Raw genomic sequence first — 12,719 nt, forward strand, 5'->3', positions numbered from 1 at the left:
CTTTTTAATGCTGCCATCCCGTCAAAACCGGTGGCAATCACCGGAAGGTGACCCCGCAACGCCTCCCCTACACTGGCCGCATATTCAATAAGGAATGGCCGCTATGAGAACTCACCATCTTGCCGCTATTGACCTCGGCGCTTCCAGCGGCCGGGTAATGCTGGCGACGTTTACCCGCCTCGATGCAGACCCGGCAGCAACGCTGACGCTGAAAGAAATTCACCGTTTTCCCAATAATCTGTTGCACACAGACGGTCACGAAACCTGGGATCTTGATGCGCTGGAAAAGCACATTCTCGAGGGGCTGAACCGCCTGGATGCGTCGGGCATTCAGCTCGACGGTATCGGCATTGATACGTGGGGCGTGGATTATGTCCTGATCGACGAGCACGGCCAGCGCGTAGGGTTGCCCGTTTCCTACCGCGACAACCGCACCGAAGGCGTCATGGCGCGCATGGAACAACAGCTGAGCCGCGAAGCGATTTACCAGAAAACCGGCATCCAGTTTATGCCGTTCAATACGCTCTATCAGCTGCGTGCGCTGAGCGAACAGCAGCCTGAGGTCGTGGAGAAAGCCGCGCATCTGCTGATGATCCCGGATTATTTCCTCTACCGTCTTACCGGCAAACTGAATCAGGAATACACCAACGCCAGCACCACGCAGATGCTGAATATTGCCACCGGCGACTGGGATGAAGATCTGCTGAAACTGGCAGGCGTGCCGCGTCACTGGCTGACAAAACCAGGCCAGCCCGGCCATTCTCCCGGTCTGTGGCACAGCCCGCGCGGCCGCAGCGTGCCCGTTTTCAGTGTCGCCACGCATGACACCGCCAGCGCAGTCGTCGCCGCGCCGCTCACCGGCACGCACAGCGCCTATATCAGCTCCGGCACCTGGTCTCTGATGGGCATCGAAAGTCCGAAAGCGTTCAATCACGCCGGTGCGCTGCACGACAATGTCACCAATGAAGGCGGCATCAACGGCAGCTATCGCGTACTGAGCAATATCATGGGGTTATGGCTGTTCCAGCGCGTTTGCCGTGAACTGAATATTCAGGACCTGCCTTCATTAATTACGCTGGCCAAAAACGTCCCGCCGTTCACCTATCTGATTAACCCGAATGAAGACCGCTTTATCAATCCACCGTCAATGGTCGATGCCATTCGCGAAGCCTGCGAACAGGCGGGAGAACCGGTTCCGGACTCACCGGCCGAACTGGCGCGCTGTATTTTCGACAGCCTTGCCATGTTGTACCGGCAGGTGTCCGTTCAGCTGGCGAAGCTGCAGGGCGAGCCGCTTCGCGACATTCACATTGTCGGCGGTGGCAGCCAGAACCAGTTCCTGAACCAGCTTTGCGCCGACACCTGTCAGGTGAACGTCAGCGCCGGGCCGGTTGAAGCCTCAACGCTTGGCAATATCGGCTGCCAGCTGATGGCACTTGATGCCGTAAAAGATGCCGCTGAATTTCGTCGCATTGTCGCCACGAATTTCGAGCAACGCCATTACCTCCCCCGTATTCACGAGGATTTCCCAATTCACTGGCGCCGTTTCCAGGCGCTCTGTCACGCCAATGAGGAGCTCGCAGTATGACTTCATCTATCGACAATGCATGGACGCTTGCTAAAGAACGTTTCGCCCAACTGGGCATTGATGCCGAAGCCGCAATCAAACAACTCGATACCCTGCCGGTTTCAATTCATTGCTGGCAGGGGGATGACGTCGCGGGTTTTGAAAATCCGGAAGGCGGGCTGACCGGCGGTATTCAGGCGACCGGTAATTACCCGGGCAAAGCGCGGAATGCACAACAGCTGCGCGCGGATTTAGAACTGGCGATTTCAATGATCCCCGGCCCTAATCGTCTGAATCTGCATGCTATTTATCTGGAATCCGATAATCCGGTTCCGCGCAATGAAATCGAACCGAAGCATTTCACTGGCTGGGTCGACTGGGCGAAGAAAAACAAACTGGGTCTGGACTTCAACCCGTCCTGTTTCTCGCATCCGATGAGCGCGGACGGCTTCACGCTCTCCAGCGCTAACCCGGAAATCCGTCAGTTCTGGATTGAGCATTGTCAGGCCAGCCGCCGCGTTTCCGCTTCCTTTGGCCGCGCGCTGGGTACGCCTTCCGTCATGAATATCTGGGTTCCGGACGGCATGAAAGATGTCACCGTGGATCGTCTGGCACCGCGCCAACGCCTGATGAGCGCGCTCGACGAAGTGATTGCCGAGAAGTTTGATATCACCGAACACATCGACGCCGTCGAAAGCAAACTGTTCGGCATCGGCTCTGAAAGCTACACCGTCGGATCCAACGAATTCTATCTGGGCTACGCCGCCAGCCGCGGCACCGCGCTGTGCCTCGATGCCGGGCATTTCCACCCGACCGAAGTGATCTCCGACAAAATCTCGGCCGCCATGTTGTATGTGCCGCGCCTGCTGCTGCACGTCAGTCGTCCGGTGCGCTGGGACAGCGACCACGTCGTGCTGCTGGACGATGAAACACAGGCTATCGCCAGCGAAATCGTGCGCCATAACCTGTTCAACCGCGTGCATATCGGGCTGGATTTCTTCGACGCCTCCATCAACCGCATCGCCGCCTGGGTCATCGGCACGCGCAACATGAAAAAAGCCTTGCTGAAAGCGCTGCTGGAACCGACCGACTTGCTGAAAAAACTGGAAGTCGAAGGCGATTACACCGCCCGCCTGGCCCTGCTGGAAGAACAAAAATCGCTGCCGTGGCAGGCCGTCTGGGACATGTTTTGCCAGCGCCACGACGTACCGGTCGGCGGTCAGTGGCTGGATACCGTTCGTCATTACGAAACCAGCGTGCTGGCAAAACGCTGATTACCGAAGAATTTATGGCTTAAAAGCATTCACCCTATTCGCAGGAAAGAACTGATGAAAACATTATTTAGCGCGTGGTTTGTACAGGGCATGGTCAAAGCGACCACCGATATGTGGCTGAAAGGCTGGGACGAGCGCAACGGCGGCAACGTCAGTATGCGTCTGCTGCCGGAAGACGTGGCACCGTACAAAAATGATTTTTACGCCCAGCCGCGTCAGGTTGAACTGACCCAGCATGCGCCGGATCTGGCTAACGAATATTTCATTGTGACCGGCTCCGGCAAATTCTTCCGCAACGTGCAGCTCGCCCCTGCCGAAGCGCTGACCGTGATCCAGCTCGATGACAAAGGCACCAGCTACAAAATCCTCTGGGGCCTGACCGCGGGCGGCCTGCCGACGTCTGAACTGGCGTCGCACCTGCAATCTCACGCCGTGCGTAAACGCGTCACTCACGGGCAGGACCGCGTGATCATGCACTGTCACGCCACTAACCTGATTGCGCTGACTTACGTGCTCGAACCCGACAGCGCGAAAATCACCCGCAAGCTGTGGGAATGCAGCACTGAATGTCTGGTGGTCTTCCCCGACGGCGTGGGCATTGTGCCGTGGATGGTGCCGGGCACCGACGGCATCGGCGCAGCCACTTCCGACCGTATGCAGCATCACAGTCTGGTGCTGTGGGCCTTCCACGGGATCTTCGGCTGCGGCCCGACACTTGATGACGCCTTTGGTCTGATCGACACCGCTGAAAAATCAGCGGAAATACTGGTGAAAGTGATTTCGATGGGTGGCATGAAACAGACGATCCAAACCGACGAGCTGATTGCGCTGGCTAAACGCTTTGACGTCACACCTTTTGAGGCCGCTTTAAAAGCCTGAACCGGCCATTAAGGCTCCGGCTTATTAAAAACCCGGCACAGGAACGACGGAATGTTTCCTGTCGCCGGGACCGGCGCAGATCAGGAGCCGCGCGGTCAGAGCATTGATTCTTAATAAAATAGAAGAGGGATTTTATATGAGCTTTATGTTGGCATTACCTAAAATCAGCCTCCACGGCCATGGCGCGATCAGCGATATGGTTGCGATGCTGGCGACAAAACAACCGGGCAAAGCGCTGATCGTCACCGACGTTCAGCTGGTCGAGTTAGGTCTGCTCGATGGCCTGTTCTCCGCACTGAAAACCGCCGGACTGCCGTATGCGTTATACGGCGGCGTGGTGCCTAATCCGACTTCCGCACACGTAGACGAAGGTTTCCGTCAGTATCAGGAAAATCATTGCGATTACCTGATTGGTTTCGGCGGCGGCAGCCCGATTGATACCGCAAAAGGCATCAAAATCCTGACAGCCAATCCGGGGCCGGTGACGATTTATTCCGGCGTCGGCAAAGTAACGAAACCGGGCGTATTTCTGGTGGCGGTCAACACCACGGCCGGTACCGCTGCGGAACTGACCAGTAATGCGGTGATCATCGACAGCCAGCGTCAGGTGAAAGAAGTCATTATCGATGCAAATCTGATCCCGGATATCGCGGTGGACGATCCGTCGATTATGCTGAAGATCCCCGCAGACGTGACTGCGGCCACCGGTATGGACGCCCTGACGCACGCCATCGAAGCCTATGTTTCTGTCGGTGCGCATCCGTTGACCGATCCGACGGCGCTGGCGGCGATCTCAACCATCACCCGATGGCTGCCAGAAGCGGTGGATCATGGCGATAATATTGAAGCGCGCGAGAAAATGGCGCAGGGACAATATCTGGCCGGGATGGCGTTTAACAGCGCCGGGCTGGGATTAGTGCATGCGCTGGCGCATCAGCCGGGCGCGACGCACAATCTGCCGCACGGCGTCTGTAATGCCATTCTGCTGCCGGTCGTGGAAGAATTTAACCGTGCTTCCGCCCCGCACCGTTTTGCCGATATCGCACGCGCCATGGGCGTGAATACGCAGGGCATCAGCGAAACGCAGGCCAGCATTGCGGCGATTAAAGCGATCCGGGATTTGTCAGCGAGAGTGGGAATTCCATCAGGATTCAGAGCATTAGGCATAGTCGAAGCCGACATAGAAGGCTGGCTCGACAAAGCCCTGGCTGACCCCTGCGCGCCGTGCAACCCGGGAACCGCAACGAGCGAAGAAGTGCGCGAGCTTTACATGAAAGCGATGTGACTTCTTTTCTCCTTCCCCTTCGCAGGGGAGGGAGAAAACCAAACCAGGAGAATTCGAATGATCCTTAAATCCTTCGTTATGCAGGTCAACCCGAATGCGCATGCGGAATATCAGCGGCGGCATACGCCGATCTGGCCGGAACTGGCGGAGACCCTGAAAGCGCACGGCGCGCACCACTACAGCATTTTTCTCGATGAAAAACGTAACCTGCTGTTCGGGTATGTGGAGATTGAATCAGAAGAAAGATGGAACGCCGTGGCGAAGACGGAAATCTGCCAGCAATGGTGGAAGCATATGGCAGACGTGATGCCTGCCAATGCCGATAACAGCCCGATCAGCAGCGATCTTAAGCCGGTCTTTTACCTCGATTAACCCGTTGTTCCCCGCTTTTTTCCTGCGCGGCAGACTGACCGTTTTTCCCCTGAGCCGGTCTGGCCGCCGCCGGTTTTTTCCCTGCACGGAACTCGGTGGATTTGCCTTTTCCGCTCGCCGGATTTTGCGCTTTGGATCCGGTGAAACGCGTCGCGGCCGGTTTGTCTTTCCCGGAACGTGATGGCGTAAATTTCGGATCAAAGCCGTCCGGAGGCACCAGGCAATCCGGGCGGATGCCGATCAGGCGGCGCAACCCCATCGCCGTCAGCGCTTCGCGGATCACCGGCCAGTTCACCGGATCGTGATAACGCAGCAACGCTTTATGCAAGCGACGCTGACGATCGCCTTTCGGCACCACCACGTCCTCACTTTTATAATCCACTTTGCCGAGCGGATTTTTACCGCTGTAATACATGGTGGTCGCGCTGGCGAGCGGTGACGGATAGAAGTTCTGCACCTGATCCAGCCGGAAGCGGTTCTTCTTCAGCCACAGCGCCAGATTGATCATATCTTCCGTGCGTGTACCCGGATGGGCGGAGATGAAATACGGGATCAGATACTGCTCTTTTCCGGCCTGTTTGGAATAGCTGTCGAACAGCTCCTTGAACCGGTAATAGCTGCCCATTCCCGGTTTCATCATTTTCGACAGCGGCCCGGTTTCGGTGTGCTCCGGCGCAATTTTCAGATAACCGCCGACGTGATGTTCGGCCAGCTCCTTGATATAACGCGGATCTTCCACCGCCAGATCGTAACGCACGCCGGAGGCGATCAGGATTTTCTTGATGCCTTTCAGGCTGCGCGTGCGGCGGTAAAGATTGATGGTCGGCTCATGGTTGGTGTCCATGTGCGTACAGATTTCAGGATAAACGCAGGACGCGCGGCGGCAGCTTTGTTCCGCTTTTGGCGACTGGCAGCGCAGCATATACATGTTTGCCGTCGGGCCACCCAGATCGGAAATCACGCCGGTAAAGCCGGGCACGCTGTCGCGGATCTCTTCGATTTCACGCACGATCGACTCTTCCGAACGGCTCTGAATGATCCGCCCTTCATGTTCAGTGATCGAACAAAATGCGCAACCGCCGTAGCAACCACGCATGATGTTGATCGAAAAACGGATCATGTCATACGCCGGGATCGTGGATTTGCCGTAAGAAGGATGCGGCACGCGCTGGAACGGCAGGCCAAACACTTCATCCATTTCTTCCGTGGACAGCGGGATCGCCGGAGGATTAATCCACACATAGCGATCGCCGTGTTTTTGCATCAGCGCCCGCGCACAGCCCGGATTGGTTTCGTGGTGCAAAATACGCGAGGTGTGGGCGTACAGCACTTTATCGCCCTTCACTTTTTCGAACGACGGCAGCAGAACGTAGGTTTTCTCCCACGGCTTCGGCTTTGGCGCACGAACGGTAACCGGCTGCGGCGCATCCGGCGCAGGAAGTTCCCCTTCGGAGCAGGGCAAATCCTCGCCATACGGGTTCATGATCGGCTCAATTTTGCCGGGCTTATCGAGCCGCGTGGAATCGACCCCGCTCCAGCCAGTCAGCGCTGTTTTGCGCATCACGGCGGTATTTCGTACGTCGTGAATATCTGCAATCGACTCGCCCGCCGCCAGCCGGTGCGCCACTTCCACCAGAGGGCGCTCGCCGTTGCCGTAAATCAACATGTCAGCTTTGGAATCCACCAGCACCGAACGCCGCACGGTATCGGACCAGTAATCGTAATGCGCGATACGCCGCAAACTGGCTTCAATGCCGCCAAGTAAAACCGGCACATCGCTGTAGGCTTCTTTGCAGCGCTGCGTGTAAACCAGCGTCGCGCGATCGGGGCGTTTGCCGCCGACATTGCCCGGCGTGTACGCATCGTCATGGCGCAATTTCCGGTCAGCGGTGTAACGGTTGATCATCGAATCCATATTTCCGGCGGTCACGCCGTAAAACAGATTCGGCTTCCCGAGCCGCATAAAATCGTCTTTATTGGTCCAGTCCGGCTGCGCGATGATCCCCACGCGGAACCCCTGCGCTTCCAGCATGCGGCCGATGATCGCCATCCCGAAACTCGGGTGATCAACATACGCATCGCCGGTCACCACGATCACATCGCAACTGTCCCAGCCAAGTTCATCCATTTCCGCCCGGGTCATCGGGAAAAACGGCGCTGTGCCGTAACATTCGGCCCAGTAGCGAGGGTAAGAAAACAATGTGCGATCGGGTTGGATCAGACTGATTGGCATAGGAGGTTCTTCGTTCGACGGCAAATAATTGGCCGCAAATTATACGGGGGCTACAATTTCGGCGGGCGGGCAAATCACTCAGATTTGATTTAGATCAGTTTTTGTTTTGAGTGTAAAAAAGGCCTGCCGGTTTCCCCGCAAGCCTTTTGTTTTTAGGACTTCTCAACGCAATGACAACGTTATTTCTTCGCCAGTGCCTCGAACACTTTTTCGACAGCGACCGCGCCCGGATCTTTCACGCCTTTCAGGCTGTTGCTGCTGAGATATGAAGAACGACCGGCGTTGGCTTTCTTCATGCTGGCGGTATCTTTTGCGCCTTTGGCTGCAGCTTTGGCGGCGCCCTTCAGCGCCTCTTTTTTGCCTAATGCTTCCAGCGCAGGTTGCAGCGCGTCGATCATGGTGCGATCGCCGAGATCGGCGCCGCCATAATGTTTCATCCGCTCCAGGCCAAACAGCAGCGCTTTCGGCAACTTCTCGCCTTCAGCCACTTTTTTGCCCGCCGCCGTGAAGAAGATCGACATCAGTACACCGCTGGATCCGCCCATCACGACGGCCAGACGATCGCCGACGACGCCGAGAAGATCGGCCACATTGTTCAGCGGCAGTTTTTTGCCTTTGTTCTGTTTCTGAATATCCCGCGCACCGCTGGCAAACGTCGAACCGGTATCACCGTCGCCTACTTTAGCATCCAGCTTGTTCAGTTCATCTTCGAGGTCAGAAAGCGTCTGCGTAATGGTTTCGACAATTTTGCCGACCGCGGCGTTAGACGAGGCTTTCGCGACTTTCTTCTCGCTGATCTTCTTACCTTTTTGGGTCGCCAGTTTTTCCAGTTTCACGAGCGGCTGCCAGCCGGACGCTTCAACCTCTGCCAGCAATGCTTCTTCGATGCCGCCTTTCAGCGCAATCACCGAGAGCGAGAAACCTTTCATATCCAGCGCGCTGACCAGCGACGCCGGGCCAATCAGATAACGGATTGAACCGCCGAGCGCGGAATGCACCAGCTCTTTGGTCAGCTGATTCATCTCCAGCGGCGAAACGCCACCGAGGTTATTGACCAGCACCGCCAGTTTGTCGCTTTTCTTCACATGTTCCTGAAGCTTTCCGACCAGCGTATCAATCACTTTTTTGCTGTTCTGGGTTTTCATGGTCGACACGCCCGGCTCGCCGTGAATGCCCAAACCCAGCTCAACGTGGCCGGACTCGATGCGCTGTTCTTCTTCATCTTCCCCGCCGCCGGGCAGGTTACAACCGGCTGCCGCCACGCCGATACTGGCCGTCGCATCGATAGCCTGTTGGGCAATCTTGGTCACTTCTTTCAGGGATTTGCCCTGCTCGGCCGCATAACCGGCAATCTTGTGGACCAGCGCCGTGCCCGCGATGCCGCGCGGCTGTTTGTTATCCGGCAGGGAAATGTCATCAGACACCATCACCAGTTCGACGTTGTATCCCATGCCTTTGGCTTTTTCTGCCGCCAGGCCAAAGTTGAGACGGTCGCCGGTGTAGTTTTTGACGATCAGCAGGCAGCCCGATTTCCCGGTCACCGCAACAATGGCGTTAAGCACCGCATCAACGCTCGGGGAAGCAAACACTTCGCCGCACACCGCCGCCGTCAGCATCCCTTTACCGACAAAACCGACGTGCGCAGGTTCATGTCCGGAACCGCCGCCGGAAATCAGCGCGACTTTTTTCTTATCCCAGTCGCGGCGCACAACGACGCGGATTGCCGGATCCACGTCCAGCTTCGCCAGATTTTTGTAGGGAGAGGTCAGGATCACCCCTTCGATCACATCGTTAATCAGGGTCTTGCGGTCATTCATAAAAAATTTAGACATGCAGAGCTTTTCCTTTTAACTGTTTTCCAGGTGTGTAGAGGTAATGAAAAAGTATAGATAACTCAAAACATAACACAGGGAAAATGCGCGAGGGGAGCGGGAAAGGCGGTTTCCCGCCTTTTCAGAAATGAGGTAAAAAGAGGATTAATTACAGGCTAAAACTTTGATCGCCAGACCACCTGTTGAGGTTTCACGGTACTTCGAGTTCATGTCTTTGCCGGTTTCGTACATGGTTTCGATGACTTTATCGAGGCAAACGCGCGGCTCGCTGGTGCGGCGAAGCGCCATACGCGAGGCGTTAACGGCTTTCACCGCTGAAATCGCATTTCGTTCAATGCACGGCACCTGAACCTGCCCGGCAAGCGGATCGCAGGTCAGCCCGAGATGGTGTTCCATCGCGATTTCTGCCGCCATAAAGACCTGCGCGGTGCTGCCACCCAGAAGCTCGGTCAGACCTGCCGCCGCCATGGAACAGGCCACGCCAACTTCACCCTGACAACCGACTTCAGCACCGGAAATCGACGCATTCATTTTGAACAGAATGCCGACGGCACCCGACGCGAGGAAGAAACGGCTGTAGGAATCGGGGCTGATCGGGCGGATAAACTGATCGTAGTACGTCAGAACCGCCGGAATAATCCCGCACGCGCCGTTAGTCGGCGCAGTCACCACGCGGCCACCTGCGGCATTTTCTTCATTCACCGCCATGGCGTACATGTTGATCCAGTCAACGACGCCCATCGGATCGACGTTATTTTTATCCTGCGTCACCAGAATGCGACGCAGAGCCGCCGCACGACGGTTGATTTTCATCGGACCAGGCAATAACCCTTCCGTATGAATACCGCGGGTGATCCCTTCGCTCATCACATTCCAGATGGCGGCAAAGTGATCGCTGATTTCGTTACGGGTATGCCCCGCCAGCTCGTTTTTCAGCATCAGCGCCGACAGCGACAGGCCGGTTTCCGTACAATGTTTTTGCAGATCGCTGGCCGAACGGAACGGGTACGGGCGCACGACCGGGTTTTCATCCTGCACGCCAAATTTGCTGGCTTCGACAATAAAACCGCCGCCAATAGAATAATAAGTCCGGGTATACAGCAGTTCATCACGATTAAAAGCACTGATGGACATGCCGTTTTCATGCAACGGCAAATTGCTGGTGTGGAAATTCATGCCTGAACCGGCCGGGAAATCCACTTCTTTCGCCCCTTTGCCCAGCATCAGACGACCGGAAGTTTCCACCTGGTGTATAAAACCGGGGATCGCATCGATATCAACGTCATCCGGCATATTACCGGCCAGCCCCATAATGATAGCCAGATCAGTATGATGACCTTTACCGGTCAACGATAACGATCCGTAAACATCCACAGAAACGCGGGTTGTCTGGTCAATATGGCCTGAAGAGATAAGTTCATCAGTGAATATTTTCCCGGCTTTCATCGGGCCGACAGTATGCGAACTGGAAGGACCAATACCAATTTTGAAAATATCGAAGACGCTGATCACGGTAGACTCCATGTCTGAATAGGATTAAGGAATAAATAAAGATGACGGTGGATAAAACAGAAGCAGTGAGCGGAATAAAATCCGCTCACCGGATATGACTGTTGAATGAATTAACCCATCAGACTAAATACAATCGCAGACATGGCAATCAGCCCCATAATAACCACGAATGCGTTACTGATATGACCGCTGTATTTTTTCATCGCAGGCACTTTGCGAATGGCATACATCGGCATCAGGAATAACAGCATCGCAATAATCGGGCCACCCAGTGTTTCAATCATGCCTAAAATACTTGGATTCAGCGTTGCGACTAACCAGGTGGTTAATAACATGAAGATACCGGTATAACGGTTCAGCGCTGGCAGAGGAATTGTTTTTCCTTTGCTGCGCAGTGATTTAATCACCATACCGTTGAAACCTTCACGCGCGCCCAGATAATGGCCGAGGAAAGATTTAGTAATCGCGATAAAGGCAATAAATGGCGCGATATAAGCAATCACCGGGTTAGAGAAATGGTTAGCTAAATAAGACAGAATGGAAACGTTCTGTGCTTTAGCTTCCATCAGGTTTTCCGGAGACAGGCTCAGGACGCAGCTGAAGACGAAGAACATCACCGTCAGCACCATCATGATGTGGCTAAATGCCAGAATACGGGAGCATTTTTTCTCAGCGTCTTCGCCATACTCTTTACGTTTTGCGACAGCAAAAGAAGAGATAATCGGGGAATGGTTGAAGGAGAACACCATCACCGGAATGACCAGCCACAGCGTCATCAGCATGCCGTGACCCACGCCGTTACCGGACAGAGACACGTTTTCAAATACCGACGTGTTCCAGTTAGGAATAAGGTACAGCGCCAGCGCCATCAGCACGGCAACAAACGGGAAGACCAGAATGCTCATCGCTTTCACGATCATGTCCTGCCCGAAATGTACCAGCGTCATTAAGCCGAGGATCAGAACCAATGACAGCAATGCACGCGGTGGCGCATTCATATGCATCTGGTGAGTAATAAAACTCTCAACCGTATTGGTAATGGCCACGCTGTAAACTAAAAGGATGGGATAGATGGCGAAGAAATAAAGCAGGGTAATTAACTTTCCGGCTGAAATACCGAAATGCTCTTCAACAACTTCCGTAATATCTTCGCCCGCATTCTTACCGGATAATACAAAGCGTGTTAATCCGCGGTGAGCAAAGAAAGTCATTGGGAAGGCAAGAATTGCCATGATGATTAACGGAATTAAACCGCCAATCCCTGCATTAATAGGAAGAAATAGAACACCTGCACCAATTGCCGTTCCGTAGAGGCCTAACATCCACATGGTGTCAGTTTTACGCCAGGAACTTACCGATTTTTTAGACAGCGTCCCGATTGTTGTATTATCCATGATTCCTCAGTACCTAATTATAAAAATAATTCCGTTTTCCCCAGGAATGGTTGATGTTTTTTTTACTGCACCCGTCATCAAAAAAACCACCCTGACGGATAAAACATACCATTAATGCGGGCATGATACCTATCAGCAGCATAAAAATCTGGTGAACAACCTGGCTTTGAGATCATGATCACGAATAACTAAATATTTCCGCCTGATATTCCTTTAAATTCAAAATCATTAACATTTCCTGCAATTTAAATTCATCAATTAGTGATTCCGATAACATTTATTTTTTGTCATATTTTGTTATCCACGTGACTATTATTTAAATAACGGTTGAATTGCCAGCAAAGTGTATTATTTATCGCCGTTTCAGGTCG

At 54.3% G+C, this 12,719-nt stretch carries 9 protein-coding genes; 5 read left to right on the plus strand and 4 right to left on the minus strand.

Features of this window, described 5'->3' with window-relative positions; translation table 11 throughout:
* Nucleotides 1-103: 103 nt before the first annotated feature.
* From rhaB to rhaM, 5 genes are all read left to right on the plus strand, one after another.
* On the plus strand, nucleotides 104-1,588 hold the full coding sequence (gene rhaB / locus IV433_RS08500) for a rhamnulokinase (protein WP_195813653.1): 1,485 nt from the start codon (nucleotides 104-106) through the stop codon (nucleotides 1,586-1,588).
* A complete protein-coding gene (locus IV433_RS08505) occupies nucleotides 1,585-2,841 on the plus strand; it encodes an L-rhamnose isomerase (protein ID WP_195813652.1) in 1,257 nt (418 codons plus the stop codon). The genes rhaB and IV433_RS08505 overlap by 4 nt, the downstream gene beginning before the upstream one ends.
* 54 nt (nucleotides 2,842-2,895) lie before the next feature.
* Entirely contained in the window at nucleotides 2,896-3,720 is an 825-nt protein-coding gene (gene rhaD, locus IV433_RS08510) for a rhamnulose-1-phosphate aldolase (RefSeq protein WP_195813651.1), read from the plus strand.
* A 136-nt stretch (nucleotides 3,721-3,856) separates the two neighbouring features.
* Nucleotides 3,857-5,005 (plus strand): lactaldehyde reductase, encoded by a 1,149-nt coding sequence (gene fucO, locus IV433_RS08515; RefSeq protein WP_195813650.1) that lies wholly within the window; start codon nucleotides 3,857-3,859, stop codon nucleotides 5,003-5,005.
* A gap of 57 nt (nucleotides 5,006-5,062) precedes the next feature.
* Nucleotides 5,063-5,377 carry an L-rhamnose mutarotase gene (gene rhaM / locus IV433_RS08520; RefSeq protein ID WP_195813649.1) on the plus strand — a complete coding sequence of 105 codons (315 nt, stop codon included), beginning with the start codon at nucleotides 5,063-5,065 and terminating at the stop codon, nucleotides 5,375-5,377.
* On the opposite strand, the gene IV433_RS08525 is transcribed toward rhaM, so the two are convergent.
* The 4 genes from IV433_RS08525 to IV433_RS08540 all read right to left on the minus strand — a co-directional run bounded on the left by IV433_RS08525 (nucleotide 5,352) and on the right by IV433_RS08540 (nucleotide 12,348).
* Complete coding sequence (locus IV433_RS08525) at nucleotides 5,352-7,610, minus strand: YgiQ family radical SAM protein (RefSeq protein WP_195813648.1); 2,259 nt, start codon at nucleotides 7,608-7,610, stop codon at nucleotides 5,352-5,354. The genes rhaM and IV433_RS08525 overlap by 26 nt on opposite strands.
* Before the next feature lie 179 nt (nucleotides 7,611-7,789).
* Nucleotides 7,790-9,442 carry a dihydroxyacetone kinase subunit DhaK gene (locus IV433_RS08530; protein WP_195813647.1) on the minus strand — a complete coding sequence of 551 codons (1,653 nt, stop codon included), beginning with the start codon at nucleotides 9,440-9,442 and terminating at the stop codon, nucleotides 7,790-7,792.
* A gap of 144 nt (nucleotides 9,443-9,586) precedes the next feature.
* Nucleotides 9,587-10,954 (minus strand): L-serine ammonia-lyase, encoded by a 1,368-nt coding sequence (locus IV433_RS08535; protein ID WP_195813646.1) that lies wholly within the window; start codon nucleotides 10,952-10,954, stop codon nucleotides 9,587-9,589.
* A 110-nt stretch (nucleotides 10,955-11,064) separates the two neighbouring features.
* A complete protein-coding gene (locus IV433_RS08540; protein WP_195813645.1) occupies nucleotides 11,065-12,348 on the minus strand; it encodes an HAAAP family serine/threonine permease in 1,284 nt (427 codons plus the stop codon).
* Between the last annotated feature and the right edge of the window lie 371 nt (nucleotides 12,349-12,719).

Source organism: Rahnella laticis (assembly GCF_015644585.1).
In the GTDB taxonomy this organism is placed as follows: Bacteria; Pseudomonadota; Gammaproteobacteria; order Enterobacterales; family Enterobacteriaceae; genus Rahnella; species Rahnella laticis.